The 17,241-nt window shown below is 30.5% G+C and carries 14 protein-coding genes; 12 read left to right on the top strand and 2 right to left on the bottom strand.

Going from position 1 to position 17,241, the window contains the following annotated elements; translation table 11 throughout:
• The first annotated feature begins 71 nt into the window (after nucleotides 1–71).
• From pykF to HW275_RS01300, 3 genes are all read left to right on the top strand, one after another.
• On the top strand, nucleotides 72–1,499 hold the full coding sequence (gene pykF / locus HW275_RS01310; RefSeq protein WP_218975071.1) for a pyruvate kinase PykF: 1,428 nt from the start codon (nucleotides 72–74) through the stop codon (nucleotides 1,497–1,499).
• A gap of 116 nt (nucleotides 1,500–1,615) precedes the next feature.
• The gene (gene recR, locus HW275_RS01305) at nucleotides 1,616–2,212 is read left to right on the top strand and encodes a recombination mediator RecR (RefSeq protein ID WP_178934489.1); all 597 of its coding nucleotides are present in this window, start codon (nucleotides 1,616–1,618) and stop codon (nucleotides 2,210–2,212) included.
• A gap of 159 nt (nucleotides 2,213–2,371) precedes the next feature.
• A complete protein-coding gene (locus HW275_RS01300) occupies nucleotides 2,372–2,581 on the top strand; it encodes a PD-(D/E)XK nuclease domain-containing protein (protein WP_255459976.1) in 210 nt (69 codons plus the stop codon).
• A 111-nt stretch (nucleotides 2,582–2,692) separates the two neighbouring features.
• Here HW275_RS01300 and thrC read toward each other — a convergent pair whose 3' ends face one another.
• The gene (thrC, locus tag HW275_RS01295; protein ID WP_178934485.1) at nucleotides 2,693–4,186 is read right to left on the bottom strand and encodes a threonine synthase; all 1,494 of its coding nucleotides are present in this window, start codon (nucleotides 4,184–4,186) and stop codon (nucleotides 2,693–2,695) included.
• Nucleotides 4,187–4,369: 183 nt separating this feature from the next.
• Here thrC and HW275_RS01290 point away from each other — a divergent pair, with 183 nt between their 5' ends.
• The 4 genes from HW275_RS01290 to HW275_RS01275 all read left to right on the top strand — a co-directional run bounded on the left by HW275_RS01290 (nucleotide 4,370) and on the right by HW275_RS01275 (nucleotide 8,793).
• Nucleotides 4,370–5,746 (top strand): hypothetical protein, encoded by a 1,377-nt coding sequence (locus HW275_RS01290; RefSeq protein ID WP_178934483.1) that lies wholly within the window; start codon nucleotides 4,370–4,372, stop codon nucleotides 5,744–5,746.
• Nucleotides 5,747–6,826: 1,080 nt separating this feature from the next.
• Entirely contained in the window at nucleotides 6,827–7,513 is a 687-nt protein-coding gene (locus tag HW275_RS01285; protein WP_178934481.1) for a DUF1003 domain-containing protein, read from the top strand.
• A gap of 49 nt (nucleotides 7,514–7,562) precedes the next feature.
• Entirely contained in the window at nucleotides 7,563–7,919 is a 357-nt protein-coding gene (locus tag HW275_RS01280; RefSeq protein ID WP_178934479.1) for a hypothetical protein, read from the top strand.
• Between the two features lie 34 nt (nucleotides 7,920–7,953).
• Complete coding sequence (locus HW275_RS01275) at nucleotides 7,954–8,793, top strand: hypothetical protein (protein ID WP_178934477.1); 840 nt, start codon at nucleotides 7,954–7,956, stop codon at nucleotides 8,791–8,793.
• A 162-nt stretch (nucleotides 8,794–8,955) separates the two neighbouring features.
• On the opposite strand, the gene metH is transcribed toward HW275_RS01275, so the two are convergent.
• Nucleotides 8,956–12,465, bottom strand: a complete 3,510-nt coding sequence (gene metH, locus HW275_RS01270) for a methionine synthase (RefSeq protein ID WP_178934475.1) — start codon at nucleotides 12,463–12,465, stop codon at nucleotides 8,956–8,958.
• A 384-nt stretch (nucleotides 12,466–12,849) separates the two neighbouring features.
• Between metH and HW275_RS01265 the strand changes: the two genes are divergently transcribed.
• From HW275_RS01265 to HW275_RS01245, 5 genes are all read left to right on the top strand, one after another.
• Nucleotides 12,850–13,089: a thioredoxin domain-containing protein gene (locus tag HW275_RS01265; RefSeq protein WP_146996976.1), complete on the top strand. Its 240-nt coding sequence runs from the start codon at nucleotides 12,850–12,852 to the stop codon at nucleotides 13,087–13,089.
• Nucleotides 13,090–13,264: 175 nt separating this feature from the next.
• The gene (gene nrdI, locus HW275_RS01260) at nucleotides 13,265–13,636 is read left to right on the top strand and encodes a class Ib ribonucleoside-diphosphate reductase assembly flavoprotein NrdI (RefSeq protein ID WP_178934473.1); all 372 of its coding nucleotides are present in this window, start codon (nucleotides 13,265–13,267) and stop codon (nucleotides 13,634–13,636) included.
• 556 nt (nucleotides 13,637–14,192) lie between these two features.
• Nucleotides 14,193–16,292, top strand: coding sequence for a class 1b ribonucleoside-diphosphate reductase subunit alpha (nrdE, locus tag HW275_RS01255; protein WP_178934471.1), 2,100 nt, complete (start codon nucleotides 14,193–14,195; stop codon nucleotides 16,290–16,292).
• A gap of 34 nt (nucleotides 16,293–16,326) precedes the next feature.
• Nucleotides 16,327–16,758, top strand: a complete 432-nt coding sequence (locus HW275_RS01250) for a PIN domain-containing protein (RefSeq protein WP_178934469.1) — start codon at nucleotides 16,327–16,329, stop codon at nucleotides 16,756–16,758.
• 149 nt (nucleotides 16,759–16,907) lie between these two features.
• Nucleotides 16,908–17,234 carry a hypothetical protein gene (locus HW275_RS01245; RefSeq protein WP_178934467.1) on the top strand — a complete coding sequence of 109 codons (327 nt, stop codon included), beginning with the start codon at nucleotides 16,908–16,910 and terminating at the stop codon, nucleotides 17,232–17,234.
• The last annotated feature ends 7 nt before the right edge of the window (nucleotides 17,235–17,241 follow it).

Genomic DNA, 17,241 nt, shown 5'->3' with positions numbered 1-17,241 from the left:
CTTACATAAAAGTAAGAATTCATTGATAATTTAAGACAATGAAAATTTTAAATTAAATTTTAGGAGGAAAAATGAAAATCAAAATGACTAAAGTTGTTTGTACCATTGGTCCAAAAACTGAAAGCGTTGAAATGTTGACAAAATTAGTGGAAAGTGGAATGAACGTAATGAGATTGAACTTTTCACATGGAGATTTTGAAGAACATGGAGCAAGAATTAAAAATATTAGAGAAGTAATGAAAAAAACAGGTAAAGAAGTAGGGATTTTATTAGATACAAAAGGACCTGAAATCAGAACTGGAAAATTAGAAGGTGGAAAAGACGTATTATTGGAAACTGGTAAAAAAGTAACTATCACTACTGATTATTCTTTCGTTGGAAATGCTCAAAAATTTGCAGTTTCTTATCCTGGAATTGTTGATGACTTATATGAAGGAACAACAGTTTTATTAGACGACGGTCTAGTTGGATTAAAAGTTGAAAGCGTAGACAAAGCAGCTGGAGAAGTTCACTGTGTTGTTACGAATACTGGAGAATTAGGAGAAACTAAAGGTGTAAACTTGCCGGATGTTTCAGTTGGATTGCCAGCATTAGCTGAAAAAGATATTGCTGATTTGAAATTTGGTTGTGAACAAGGTGTTGACTTTGTAGCGGCTTCGTTTATAAGAAAAGCTTCTGACGTTGCTGAAGTGAGAAAAGTATTGGATGACAACGGTGGAAAAAATATTCAAATTATTCCTAAAATTGAAAGCCAAGAAGGTGTTGATAACTTTGATGAAATCTTGGAATTAAGTGATGGAATCATGGTTGCAAGAGGAGATTTAGGGGTAGAAGTGCCTGCTGAAGAAGTTCCATTCATGCAAAAAATGATGATTAGAAAATGTAACAGAGCTGGAAAACCAGTTATTACAGCAACACAAATGTTAGATTCAATGATTAGAAACCCACGTCCTACAAGAGCAGAAGCAGGAGATGTTGCTAATGCTATCTTGGATGGTACAGATGCAGTTATGTTGTCAGGAGAATCTGCAAAAGGTAAATATCCAGTAGAAGCTGTTAAAATGATGGCTACTATTTCAAAAAGAACAGATGAATTTAAAAAATTCAAGATAATCGAAACTCCAGAAGGTTCAGATATTACTGTTACAGAAGCAATTTCAAGTGGTGCAGTAAGCACTTCTCATGCATTGGATGCTAAATTAATCGTATGTTGGACAAAAACTGGAAGATCACCAAGAATGATTAGAAAATACGGGCCAACTGTACCAATTATCGCTTTGACAGACAATGAACAGACTGCTAGACAATTGGCATTAGTAAGAGGAGTTAGAGCTTACGTAGAAAAAGGATTGGATAAAACAGATGACTTTTTTGCAAGAGCAAGAGAAATTGCAGCTGACCATGAAGAAGCTAACAAAGGTGATTTAGTAGTAATGGTAACTGGAATTTCTAAAGAAGGAACAACTAATACATTCAGAGTAGAAAGAGTTGGAGAATAATTAAAAATCTGATTATTTGACACATAGTTAATTATAAATATTTTGATGAGGGAAATGGTTTTATGCCTTTTCCCTTTGTTTATATACATTGGAAAAGAAAAAGAAAGGAATAAAAAGTGAAAAAACTTGATGATTTGATAGATGTTTTTGCAAAATTACCAGGAATTGGGAGAAAAAGTGCAGCAAGAATTGCGTTTGATGTTTTAGATAAAAGTGAAGCTGATATTGATAGAATGCTTGAAATAATAAAAGATTCACATACTAATATTAAACATTGTGAAATTTGTGGAAATTTATCTGAAAATGACATTTGTGAAATTTGTGCCAACGAGAAAAGAGACAAGGAAGTAATCTGTGTTGTTGAAGGCGTAAGAGATGTAATTGCATTTGAAAAGTCTGAAACGTACAATGGGCTTTATCATGTTCTTGGCGGGAAAATTGATCCATTAAATGGAGTTACTATTGAAGATTTGAATTTGAGAAAACTAATGGATCGTCTAAATGGAGATGTTAAGGAAGTGATATTGGCTTTAAATCCTGATTTGGAAGGGGAAACAACAAGCCTTTATCTAACAAAATTTTTAAAAGATAAAAATGTAAAAATTTCAAAAATTGCCAGTGGAATTCCAATGGGAGGAAATATTGAATACACGGATATGGCGACGCTGGGGAGATCGCTGGAAGGCAGGGTTAATGTGGATGATGTAGATTAACTTGGATTTTAGAAAATAAGAATTTAAACTACTTGCATTTTATTTATCATTTCAGTATAATTTAAATATAGAGGTTAAAGAATAAAAATGGGAAAACATTGAATATGTCAATGATAAAATATTTTTTTGATGTTAAAAATAAAAAGGATAAATGAGAATATGACTTTTTCAAATTTGGAATCAAATTATGGGAAAAATATAAGTCAAAATAAGGTTCAGGAAAAATTGCAAGAGGAATGTACACTTGCATTGAAGCAAATTACTGAGAAAGAATATATTTCAGCACTTAAAAATGCAGGAGTTGAGAATATTTTAAAAATTGGAGTGGCATTTTTAGGAAAAGAAATGGAAGTTAAATTTGAAAGATAAAGAAAAATACAAAAGATAAAAAATAAATACTCAAGCAGCCTTCTGATAAAATAACTATTGCCTGAGTATTTTTTATTACAGTTAGTTTAATTCTTAAAACTCCAATAATTTTTATTTCAAATTTTTTATATATTTTTTCACGAAGTCCTGAATTTCAGCCTTATCAATTACATTTGAAAATCTTATTTCTGAATTTCTCACTTCTGTCAATTTTTCCGGGAATTTTACGCCAGTAATTTTTGATACTTCATCCAAAATTGCGTAAGGCTCTTTCGTTTCATCGATTCCCAATGCTTTTGCAATTGGAGCTGGGAATTTGAAAGGATGTGCTGTTGACATTATTACTGTGTGAAAATTTTTATCCAACTTTTTTTCACTCAGCTTTTCATAAACAGAATAAGCTACTGCTGTGTGCGGATCCATTAAATAATGATAATTTTCATAGACACTCTTAATTGCATTTACAGTTTCATCATCATTTGCAAATTCTCCGTAAAATTCATTTTGAATATTTTTCAATTCTTCTTTAGTTACTGACAATTCTCCGCCTGAAAGCAAGTTTGTGATTAATTCGTTTACTCTTTCAGAGTTTTCATTTAATGCGTAATACAGGTATCTTTCAAAATTTGAAGAAAGAAGAATATCCATTGATGGTGAGTTTGTTGCGTAAAAATCTCTATTTTTATTGTATATTCCAGTTTGGAAGAAGTCAGCCAGAACTTTATTTTTATTTGAAGCTGAAATAAATTTTCTGATCGGTATTCCAAGTTTTTTGGTAATAAATCCAGCTAAAATATTTCCAAAATTCCCAGTTGGAACTACCACATTAAATTCTTCGTTAGGCTTAATTGTTCCAGCCTTTATCAAGTTTACGTAAGTTGACACGTAATATATGATTTGTGGAAATAATCTTCCGATATTAATTGAGTTTGCACTTGAAAACATTACATTGTAGTTATTTGCGTACTTTTTAAATTCTTCGCTTGAAAAAATGACTTTTATGGCGCTTTGGGCATCGTCAAAGTTTCCGTTTATTGCAACTATTTCTACATTGTTTCCAAGCTGTTTTCGCATTTGTTCTTCCTGCATTGGGCTAACTCCATTTTTAGGATAAAATACGACAATGTTAATTCCGTCAACATCTTTAAATCCTTCAAGTGCAGCCTTTCCAGTATCTCCAGAAGTCGCAGCCAGAATCAATATTTTTTTGTTTTCTTTTTGTTTTTCCTTGCTCAAAAGCAGTAAATATGGAAATAATGAAAGTGCCAAATCTTTAAATGCCAATGTTCTTCCGTGGAACAGTTCTCCAAAACTCACTTTTTCATTTAATTTATGTACAGGGACAATATTTTCGTCATTGAAAGTGGAGCTGTTATAGGCACTATTCACAGCCTTTTTTATTTCTTCGTCTGAAAATTCTGTAAAAAATAATTTTATAATTTTTTCTGAAAGTTCCTGGTAAGATAAGCCTTTCAATTCATCGTAAGTCAATTTCACATCTGGCAATTTTTCAGGAATATAAAGTCCTCCGCCATTTGCAAGTCCATGTAATGTGGCAAAAGTTGAGCTTTGTAACTCGCCGCCTCTTGTGCTTTTATAATTCATAACTACACCTCTTCTTTAATTATTTTATTTATATTTATAAAGTATTATAACATAAAAAAATAACCCAATCAATTGAAATGAAGCATTTTTCTCATTTTTCTTTAACAATCATTTTGTATAATATAATTGAAAGAAAGGAAGCGTTGTTAAAAATAATAATTTGTAGAAAGGCTGGTAGAAACTATGAAAAAAATATTTTTAATGTTGCTGTTGATATTTTGTGTCGTTTCCTGTGAGTTGAAAAAGGCTCAGGAGGCCTATGATAAAAAGGAATATTTGAAAAGCATGAGGATTGTTTTAAAATATTTTGAAAAAAATCCTAATAAATTGGCAAAAATAAAGCCGGAAGTAAAAAATGATATTATGGGGAAATTTTCGAATATTGTAAATATTTACGAAGGAAAGGCTTATAATGGGAATTTTGATGAGAAGATAGAAGGATATTCAAATTTAGGACAAATTTATATGTTAATGGATAAATATCCAATTTCACAACAGTTTACCGATTTTACTAAAAAACATGATTTAAGTTCAATTTATGGAAATTATGAAAATATGATTTCAGAAAGAATAAGAAGAAACATTGATAGAATGAGCTATGAAAATACGTATAAAATGATAAAAGAAGACTATAATAAGCATATAGAATTTATGGAAGAATTAATGAACGGAAATACATCAAGCGGAAAAATGGCAATTTATAGGGAAATAGATAAAAAAATGACAAAATCAAAAGCTGATAAATTAATAGAACTTGCACAGAAATATGAATATTCAAGAAAGTACAGGGAAGCTGAAAAATTATATTTAGAAGCGAGCAAAACTTATTCACATTATGATGAAAATTATAGACAGGCAAAAAATAAATATTTTGAAATAAAACATAAGGCTGATCTGATTGATGCGGAAAAAAGCTATGATTTAGGGATTTCAAAGGCAAGGGAAGGCACTAAATCAAGTTATAGAAAAGCTGCAGAGCATTTTGAAAAAGCGGCAAAATTTATTTCTAATTACAAGGACAGTAAAGAATTGGCAAGAAAATACGAAGAAATGGGGAATATAGACTACTATATTTCAGATTGTCCACATTCAGTTGAAAATTCAATAAGCAGCAGCTTATCAAAAGTCGGAAGAAGAAGAATGTCAAGAAGTTATGCTGATGTAGTTATTTCCTGCAATATTGACACCAATTATAAAGTTTACACTGAATCCCCGAGAACGCAAAGACGTAATGAACTAGGGAAAGTACGGGATGCAAATGGCGTGTATGCTCCAAAACAGTATATATTTGAAGAAACTAAGAAAGTTTCAATTGAAACAGTTGACGTAAGATACAGAATAAATTTAAATGGAATGGCAAATAGAAGTTTTAGTGGAAATTTTTCATTAAAAAATGAATATAGTGAAATAATCTATGTAGGAGATGTTCCTGAAAATTACAAGTCAGTAAGGGAATCCCCGCTAGGAAGAAATGAAATGAGAAACAGGGCTTACAATGCAATGGATCAAAAAGCGCATACGGAGTTAGAAGAACTTGCAAGAGTTATAAAAGGTTTATAGATCAAATTAGCAGGGAGATTTTATATTCTCCTTGTTTTTTATTGTATAATAGTCATTTGTAAAAGTATAAAAATTCCAATAAACACAGCATTTTTAAATTTTTAGTTCTATTATTTTTCTCCACTCTTTGACAAAGGAACTTGACCCCTTGCGGTTATAAATACTGTCCTTAGTTCATTTACTTTTGCAATCGCCTATTTTATTGTATAAAAAAACAGGCATATAACGGTAAATTATTTAATTTATACTAAATCTCATTTAAAAAATAGAAATAAAATTCTATAATAATTAATTTGATAGCCTTGTTAAAAAAATCAAATCTAATCTTTAAGTATCCATATAAGTAACTTTTATTAAAAAAAAACTGCTTATAATAAATATTTTTCCTATAATTTTTATGTTTTTTCTTTTTATAAAGCAAGGGAAATCAGTCGCCATTTCCCTTGCAACCCTGGCTTGTCTAAGCATTTTTTTGAAACAAAAACGAAACTCGCTGACGCTCAAACAGTCGTTTTCATTCCAAAAAAATCACGACATTCTATATTAAATTACAAAGATTATTATGTTTAAATTTTAAGTTTTTAAATTTGGAAAATATTAAATAAGCAAAATTTCGTTAAAGGAAAAATAACTAAATACGAATGTATTTCTTTCGCCATAATTTTTATAATAATAAAACTTATTTATGTAAAAATAACTCTTATTTGCGAAAGTGAGCGTAGTTTTTACGAAGCGAGTTTTATTTTTTCTTTATAAGAAAGTTTTGCGTAAAGCGGGGTTGTAAGGGCATGGCGCCTGATGCCCTTACGTTACAAAAAAATTGAATAAAAAAATAGAAAAAATCATTATTAATCATAATATTTATAAATAAAATTATAAAAGTCTTTAAGATGGATACTTAAGAATTAAATTTGATTTTTTTAACAAAGTTATCAGATTAATTATAGAATTACTTCTATTTTTTAAATGGGATTTAGTATAAAATAGAGTTATAATAATAAAAAGAATTTATTTACTTGTATTTTTTTTCTGAAAATGGTATCATACTGGTGGAAAATATGCGAGGAGGGAAATACGAAATTGAAAAGCAGGGTTGAAGAAAAAAATGGTAGATTAAGGCTGGAGAATATAAGTTCAGGTAATTTAAAAAAAGAGAATATTGAATTAAATAAAAACGATGTGAAAATACAAAATATAAATGGACAAAAAGAGGAAATATTGAAGAAAATGTTAAAAGATGCGGATGATGAGGCAAAAAGGGAAGAAATTATCCATATGCTGTTGGAACAGAAAGTTTCAAAAGTTATAAAGGAAGAGAAAATTGATAAAAAAAAGTTATCATATAAATTTTCAAATTTTGTTGGAAGCAGGGAATTTGTTGTTTTAATGATAATGTTTGTGGCATTGTGGGTTGGGATAAATATTTTATTTCTTGTGATTAAACAGTTTAATCCGTACTCATTTGTCATATTAAATGTTGTTTTATCTTGTTTTATGCTTATTTTTTGTTCACTTATAGTTTTTAATCAAAATAAGAAGAAAAAAATTGATGAAAAAAAGTCTGAAAATGATTATAAAGTGAATTTAAAAAATGAAATTATAATTGAAGATTTACATTATAAACTGGACGATCTGATTGAGAAGCAAAATGAGATTGCAAAGCGGGTATCAGAACTGGAAACTAAGAAAAAAGTGCCGCCAGCTAAAGAAAAGAGGGCGTATAAGTTTATTGATATTTCGGAGTATGATACAAAAAAAAATAAATAAAAATGATTTTGTGAAAATAAATTTATTATTTTAGAAAGAAAAGGCAAGAATGAATATTTTTGATTTGAAGGATTTGTCTGAAAGAGAGGAAATTGTTAAAATCTTGGCACAGAATGAGAATGTCAAGATTGAGAAGATTATTTCGACTGGACAAACTACAGATTGGCAGGAATCTGGGCAAAATGAATTTGTTATTTTGGTTCAAGGTGAGGCTGAAATTGAGTATTTTGAAAATACAAACCTTGAAAAAAATGAAAATATAATAAGGGACAAAAAAAATACTAATAATAAGAAACTACAATTGTCAAAGGGAGATACAGTGTTAATTAACAAGGGAGAAAGGCATAGAGTTAGTTATACGAGTAAAAATCCTTGCTGTATATGGATTTGTATCTTTTTTGATTAAAAAGTTGAGAATAAATAAAAAGAGGGTGAATATAATGTTATTTGTAATATTTGCATTAGTTGTCGTCATTGCGACAGGGATACCATTTGTGAAAAAAGGGATTGAAAATAGAAATTTAATGAAGGAATACGTTGAACAGGGGCTTGGAAAGCACGAGGCGATTGGAAAAATAAAAGATGCCAAGACTACGAATGACAAAGTTATTGAAGGGCTGTTTTATTTGTCTTTTGTAGCTTTGCTTGGTGGTGGGTTTTATAACTTTTATTTGTATGAAAATGAAAATTCTGACAATATGGGTGCTCAGCAGCAGTCAGAAAAAACAATGGCACAAATCACAACGGATCAGAGTCAAAATCCCCAAAGTCCCCAAAATCAGCAGAATCAGCAAAATCAAGGAATACCGGCTATTCAAAATAACATAATTACTGATTCCAATGATGCACAGATTCAGGAAAATGTTAGAAAAGAACAGGCTAGAATTGATAAAATGTTTGCTGACAGCCAAAAAAATACAGAAAGTCTATTTGAATCATTGAAAAAAAGTTTAGATAAAAAGGATACAGCATCCGGAATTAAAAATGGAGAAAAAGCATTGGAAAACGTAAAAAAATCTAATAATTTATTTAAAAATGCGAAATGTAATCCGACTGGAGATGCCACTTTTGATAAAGAATGTCCAAAACTGCTTGAAAAAGGAAAGGAACTTTATTCATCAAAACAAATTGATGTTGAAAAGATGTTAGGTGTGTTAAAGGAAATTGAAAAAGGCATAAATAATGTTAAAAATAGCGAAATAGGACAGCAGGCTATGGAAGAAGGCGGTAAATTGTGGGACAGCCTTATGAAGAAAGTGGATGAAGTTCAGAAAAAATAGGAATTTTTAGAATTTAGAGAATAAAGAATTAGAGTATGCACTAAAAAATTGGAAGTTATCTATATATATTTAATATTTAGATTTTCTTCCAATTTTTTTGTTAATTATCAATTGCTTCCAATTTTTCTTTTTATTACAAACCTTACATAAAAATAAAAATTGTTACATATTAAAATACTTACAAAATGGTTGTGAAAACACAATTGCACTTACTGTGGCTTCTGGATACATCATAAACTCTTCGGTTAGTGAAATTCCGTATCTTTCAGGCTTTAATAAATTAAATAATTTTCTTTGATCGCTCAAGTCTGGGCAGGCTGGGTAGCCGAAAGAGTAACGATTCCCTTGGTATTGGGCGTTTAGAATTTCATTCAGGGTAATGTCTTTATCGATAATTCCTACATCCTGACGCATCATCTTGTGAATATATTCTGATGTTGCTTCAGCAAGTTCAAGTCCTACGGAGTTTACAATATGTCCTCTGTAAAATTCACCTTTTTCTTTAAGTTCATTTGAAACAAGTCTTGATTTTTCTCCTGCGGTTGCGACAAAGAATCCGATGTAGTCGATTCCATCTGGACTTACGTAATCATTTAATGATAAATACTGTCCATATTTTTGTCTTGGGAAATCAAATGTTTCTAAAACAGTTGACAAGTCATCTGATAAAACTTCGATTTTGAAATCTTCCTTTCTTTCTCCAGCTTTTCGACGTACAGGGAAAAACTTGTAGATAGCTTTTATATCAAAGTATTCATCACCATTTTCAATAATATCCAAAATTTCATTGTACAATTTTATTGTTCTAGGATCCTGCTTTTCAATTAGATTATTTACAATCCATTTCATTCCCAGATGTTTTCCGATAAGCATTTGTAAGTTTACAAATGGAAATACATCCTTTGCTTTTATATTTGTTATAATTTGTTTATTTAGTGTTTCAGGCTTATAAATTTTTTCAAAATTATATTTTGGCAGCTCAACTTTTGAAAAGTCAAATGTTCCATCAGCATCCTTAATATCGCTTACTGTTGGTTTAACCTTCAACTGTTCAAGTTTTTTCGCATCTTTAATTGTCACTAATTCTCTACGTTTTTGTAAATGTTCCTTAAATTCTTCAAATTTTTTCTCATCAATCATTTTATTCAAGTCAGCAAGAGCTGTCATTGCGTCTCTTGAGTAAATTACGATATTATTTTTGTAGGCAGGCTCAATTTTATTTACAGTAAATTTCTCTGTAAGTGCCGCACCTCCTACAAATATTGGGATATCAATGCCGGCTTCATGCAGAACTTCCATAGTATTTACCATTTCTGTGGCAGATTTTACAAGAAGTCCAGAAAGTCCTAAAAAGTCAGCTTTATGCTCAATAATTGCTTCACGGATTTTTTCGGCAGGCGTATTTATTCCCAAGTCAATTACTTCGTAACCATTATTTCCAATGATTATCCCAACCAGATTTTTTCCAATGTCATGAACGTCCCCTTTTACTGTTGCCATAATTACTTTTCCTTTTACAGACGATTCGTCTTTTTCCATAAACTGTTCCAGATAGGAAACTGAGGCTTTCATAACTTCCGCACTTTGCAAAACTTCGGCAACAATTAAGTCATTGTTGTTAAACAGTCTTCCAACTTCATCCATTCCAGCCATTAGAGGACCATTTATTATATCAATTGGAGAATATTTTTTTAGTAGTTCATCAAGATGCATTGTCAAATCTTTTTTACTTCCTTCTACGACAAGATTTGAAACCTTTTCTTCGGTAGTTAGATTGCTTGTGTCAACAACTTTTTGAACGGCTTTTTTCTCACGGTAGAAGTTTGCGAATTTTGATACATTTTCGTCATCTGTGTGAAATAAAATATTTTCTGATAATTTCTTTTCCTCATCTGAAATTTCACTCATTGGAATAACTTTTTCAGTATTTATGATCGCATAGTCAAGCCCAGCTTCGTAAGCCTTTTGCATATAGTAAGTGTTTAAAACTTCCCTTCCAGCAATCGGCAGTCCAAATGAAATGTTACTCACACCTAAAATTGTCTTTACATTTGGCATTTCAGCTTTAATTTGTCTAATTGCTTCAATTGTGGCGGTGGCAGAGCCAATGTACTTCTGATCTCCTGTAGCAACTGGGAAAACTAATGTGTCAAAAATTATGTCTCTTTCATCAATTTCGTATTTTTTCGTAAGAAGTTCGTAACTTCTTCTGGCAACTTTCAATTTTTTCTCAACTGAAACAGCCATTCCTTCCTCATCAATCAGTCCCACAACGACAGAAGCCCCAAAGTTCTTGATAACTTTTGCCATATCAGCAAATTTCTTTTCCCCATCTTCAAGGTTAATCGAATTTATAATTCCTTTTCCTTGCAAGTAAGTAAGCCCTTCCTTAACGACATTTATATCAGTCGAATCAATCATAAGCGGAACTTTTGCAAATTTTGCAACTTTATCTAAAAATGCTTTCATATCTGCAATCTCATCTCTATCAGGATTCGCAAGACAAATATCAATTACATCCGCTCGCCCCTTAATCTGCAATCTTGCAACTTCTGTCGCCTCGTCAAATTTCTCGCTGGCAATTAAGTTCTTAAAAATACGTGAACCGATTACGTTTGTACGTTCCCCCACGTAAATTGGTCGATCTTTTGGCATTTCTAGAGCAATTAGCCCCGATACATCATTGAAATTTTTATTTTTATCAATAACTCTTGGAGAATAGTTTACACTTTTTTCCTTAATTTTCTGAATATGTTCAGGCGTAGTTCCGCAGCACCCTCCAACAATATTTAAATAATTATTTTGGAAAAACGGCTCAATCTTTGCCGATAATGTGTTTGGAGTTTCTTCATATTCCCCATCTTCGTTAGGCAGTCCCGCATTCGGGTAAACCGAAATATACGTATTTGAAATATTGTTCAATGTCTTTAAAAATTGAGTCATAAATTCAGGCCCAGTTGCACAGTTCAGTCCCACGGAAAATGGATTCATGTGGTTTACAGCGTAATAAAAGGCATCCGCAGTCTGTCCTGCAAGTGTAGTTCCTGTACTTTCAATTGTAAACGACAGCATTAGCGGCACAGTATAATTTTCTTCCATCGCCTTTTTAAGCCCCAGATAAGCCGCCTTCAAGTTTCTCGTGTCCTGAATTGTTTCAAACAGAATTAGGTCAACTCCACCAGACAGAAGCCCTGAAACAGCTGTATAATACGTGTGAATAAGCTCTTCAAAAGTCACTCCTCCAGTAACGCTGATGGATTTGTTGGAAGGTCCCAAAGCCCCTGCAACATAAAGATTTCGAGTAACTTCTGGATGTTCGTTTTTGTATTCTGCAATCGCTTCATTTGTAAGTTCTGCCGCCGCCTTATTCATCTCAAAAACCTTATCTTCCAAATCATAATCTTTCAGCACAATATCCAAAGCCCCAAAACTGTTAGTTTCAATAATATCACTCCCAGCCTCTAGATATCTTTTATGAATATTTTTAATAACGTCAGGTCTTTGCAGTGCAAGATAGTCATTGCACCCTTCATATTTTTCCCCACCAAAATCATCGGCAGTCAGCTTTTCTTGCTGAATCATAGTCCCCATCGCTCCATCCAGCAGTAATATTCTATTTTTCAAATCATTTTGTAATAAATTGTAAGAATTTTTGTATTGGTTTGTAGGCATTTAATCAACTCCTATTTTTAGTAAATTTTATCCTATTATTTTATCATAAAAAACTTTATGTGTATATAAAAATATGAAATTAATTGAAAAATATGTTCAAAAGTACATATTATCAAGTTAAATTTTATAAAATAAAATTGTTATACAAACTGTCATTTTTTCGGAATCCTTTTAACATATAATAAATAACTGGATTTTAATATATAAAATATATAATTTATAAAATCCCTTTATCCATCCGCTTAGAAAACACTTTAATGAAAAATTAAATATAATCTTATTGAAAAAATTCTGAAAATAAGATACACTACATATACGATAAAAAATTCAGATGAAACACAACATATTGTGTTTTATGCGTAAAAAAAGGAGGAGAAAAAAATAATGAAAAAAATAATAAAATTTGAAAAAAATGACTGCAATCCATGTGCAATGGTGTCAGACTTATTAGATAAAAAAGGTGTGGAATACGAAAGAATAAATCCATTTGATAATCCAGAAATGGCTGTAAAATATAGAGTAAGAAGTGTTCCAACAGTAATTTTATTTGAAGAAAATGAAGAAATAAAAAGAACAATCGGATTTAAGCCAGAAGAAATCAATGAAATCATCTCAATGATGTAATAAAGAACAATTTAAAATACAATTTCAAAATAATAAATAATACTACTCAAAACGGTTTTTATTAAAATATCTAGTTTTGAGTATATTTTATGTCTAAAATTTGGAAAACAAAACAAAATTTCAGTCATTTATTCAGCAAAAAATAGAATAAATGACAAAAAGCAAGGTGAAATAAATGTATATATATTACGATTCAAAAACAGGAAATGTAGAAAGATTTATAAAAAAAATGCAAGCACAACGCCCAGACTGGCATTTTATTAAAATAGAACCGACAATGACAATCGAAAACGAAGGACATTTCCTAACTTTCACAACAAAAATCGGAGAAATTCCAGCAACAACAGACGAATTTCTACAAAACGAAAACAACAGCAAACTATTAAAATCAGTAAGTTCCAGCGGAAACAGAAACTGGGGACAATTTTTCGCACTAGCAGCTGATAAAATTCAGCAAAAATATGGAATTCCAGTATTGATGAAATTTGAGCTGTCGGGAACAAGTACGGAAGTAGAAAATTATATTGAGTATTTGGAAAATAATTAACTTTATTTTAAAGTAAGAAATCACAACAATTTTAGTTTAATTATAATACTAAACCTCATTTAAAAATAAGAATAAATTTTTATAGTAGGATTGTTTGACAATTAATTCATAATTGTTTAACTAATTACTATGTTTTTTCTTTTTTATTTTCGTAGGATTGCTCATTGCCGCAAATCCTACAACCTATGGCTAGTCTACGACATTTTTCTGCACTGACAAAAAACTCGCTATGCTCAGACAGTTTTGCCAGCACAAAAAAATGCTCCGACGGATTAGTTTATACTAGACTATGTTTGAAAAATAAAAATTATATCTTAAATTATTTGAAAATATTAGGTTTATATCTTTTATTAGAAAAGTTTGTAATAAATTCGTTATTTAAATGGGATTTTAGTATAAAAACTGTTTTGGTGAAAAATTAATAAGCAAAATTTCGTTAAAGGAAAAAGAACTGTTTGAGCTTTTGGAAAAAGTTTTAAAATTGAAAGAAAAATTATTAATTTTATGTAAGCATTGAGTTTAGTTAAATTATAAAATAAAAAAATAGGAGAAGATTATGGTAGATAAAAGAGCAAAAAAATGGATATACTTAAATAACGAGATAATGGTAAAAAAAGGGGAAGATTTTCAGCTTGAAAAGGATAAGGAAGCTGTTTATTCGTATTTTGTGGATTATGTGAACAAAAATACGGTGTTTTTTCATAACCTTGAGGAAAAGATGAGATATTTGATAAAAAATGATTATTATATTGATTTTTATGAGATGTATAGCCATGATGAGATAAAGGAAGTGTTTAAGCTGGTTTATGATAAAAAGTTCAGGTTTGCTTCGTTTATGAGTGCATCGAAATTTTATCAAAGTTATGCTTTGATGGATGATTCTGGGGAGAAATTTTTGGAAAGATATGAAGACAGGATTGCAACGGTTTCGCTGTACTTGGCACAGGGGAATGCTGAGAAGGCGAAAGAATATGCCTTGATGTTGATAAATCAAGAATATCAGCCAGCTACTCCTACTTTTTTGAATTCTGGGAAAAAACGTTCTGGGGAACTTGTTTCCTGCTTTCTTGATGAAATGGGGGATAATTTGAGCGGAATCGGGTATATTTTTGATTCATCTATGAAACTTTCTTCGATTGGTGGAGGAGTTTCGATAAACCTCTCTAAAATCAGGGCAAGAGGGGAAGCTATAAAAGGAGTGGAAGGCAGAGCTTCTGGAGTTTTGCCGATTATGAAGATTTTAGAGGATATTTTTTCGTATGCAAATCAGCTGGGGCAAAGAGCTGGAGCTGGAGCGGTTTATTTGAATGTTTTCCATTCTGATATTAATGAATTTTTGGATAGTAAAAAAATAAATGTAGATGAAAAAATCAGGATAAAATCATTGTCAATCGGAGTTATTGTTCCAGATAAATTTATGCAATTGGCAATGGAAGATGAAGTTTGCTACACGTTTAATCCACACACAGTATTCCTAGAATATGGACAATATCTGGATGAAATGGATATGAACGAAATGTATGAAAAACTGGTTGATAATCCAAATGTTAAAAAGAAAAAAATAAACGCAAGGGAACTACTTGTAAAAATTTCTCAAACTCAAAAAGAAAGTGGATACCCGTATTTATTCTTTAAAGACAATGCAAATAAGGAACACGCATTAAAAGAAATTGGAACAGTTAAGTTCTCAAATCTATGTACTGAAATTATGCAATTATCAGAAGTTTCAGACATTAACGCATATTATGAGGAAGACACGATAAGACGTGGAATTTCATGTAATTTAGGTTCATTAAATATTGCTACAGTAATGGAAAACAAAAGAATAAAAGAAGCCACAAAAGCAGCAATTGATTCACTTACAATGGTATCAGACTTGACAAACATTGATATTGTTCCGTCAATAAAAAAAGCGAACGAAGAACTGCACTCAGTAGGGCTGGGAGCAATGAACCTGCACGGATACTTGGCTAAAAACTTTATTATGTACGAAAGCAAGGAAGCACTTGACTTCTGTAACGTATTCTTTATGATGGTAAACTTCTATTCATTAGAACGTTCAATGGAAATTGCAAAAGAAAAAGGCGAAACTTTCAAGGACTTTGAAAAATCTGAATACGCCAACGGAAACTATTTTGACAAATACATTACAAAAGAATACATGCCACAAACAGAAAAAATAAAACAGCTATTTGAAGGAATCCACATCCCAACAAAAGAAGACTGGGCAAACCTAAAAGAGCAAGTAATGAAACACGGAGTCTACAACGCCTACCGAATGGCAATCGCCCCAAACCAGTCAACATCCTACATAATGAACTCGACAGCCTCAGTAATGCCAGTAGTTGACACAATCGAAGTAAGAGAATATGGAGACAGCACAACTTTCTACCCAATGCCGTACCTAACAAACGACAACTACTTCTTCTATAAGTCAGCATACGATATGGATCAAAAAAATATCTTGAAACTAATTTCTGTAATTCAAAGACACGTAGATCAAGGAATTTCGACTATTTTGTATACAAAGAGTACAGACAGCACTAGAGATTTGGCTAGACTTTATATTTATGCACATAGGCTGGGGTTGAAGTCGCTTTATTATACTCGAACTAGGAAGGCGACTATTGAGGAGTGTATATCATGTTCGGTGTAGTTGGGAGAATGATAATAGAGGAGGTTTATTTAAAGTGGTAAGAAAAATAAAATCGATGAAAAGAAAAAAATTTAAAGGAAAAACATATTTATTTTTGGATACTAATTTTTTACGTAACTATAAATCAAATGAAGAAAATTTTAAAAAAAGCTTATCTAGATTGAGTAGTAATTATGAAATTTATGTATCTAGCTTAACAGCAATTGAATTAAAAAACAATAAAACTAGAGATGGGATAGAAACATTAAAACTTTTAAAACATGTAAAAGTATTGCCAACTGAAATGGAAATGATAAGTCGTCAAGATAGTATAAACTATTTTTCAGTTAATGAGCTCTTAAAAACAGATAATTCTGAAAAATATATAAAATTAAAAAAATATATAGAATTAAAAAATATTTTATATATTTTTTCAGTGATTCAATCAATAATAGAGAAAAAAATAATAAAAAAATTGATCTTATAGAAAAAGAATTTAAAAATTTTGAAACAAAATACTATAATTTAAAAAACAGAAAAGACGAAATAGAATTAATAAAAGAATTTTATGAGAAATTAAAAATATATGGAATTGAAGATATTGAAAATGTAAAAAAAGAAATATTTTTTCAAAAGATGGAACAATTTTTTGTCGCAAAAGAACATGAATTTCTTTCAAAAAAAGAAAAAATATTATATTCTGTGGGATATTTAAGAATTATAGCAAAAATTTTAGAAAATCAAAATATAGGAGATAGAAAAAATGATTTTTTTGATTTAGGATTTTTATCTACTAATTATTTAGACGCTCATATTTTAACACAAGACAAACGTATGATAGAAGAATTTTTGAAATTAGGATATACAAAGGTAAAGAAACATGATAACTACACTATCCTAAAATTTAATGATATACAAGAATTAACCTATGAAGAGATTTATAACTTAGTCGTATCAATTTAAAAGTTTA

The sequence above is a fragment of the Leptotrichia sp. oral taxon 223 genome (genome assembly GCF_013394795.1).
GTDB lineage: Bacteria > Fusobacteriota > Fusobacteriia > Fusobacteriales > Leptotrichiaceae > Leptotrichia.
This window is presented reverse-complemented; position numbering and strand designations above follow the sequence as displayed.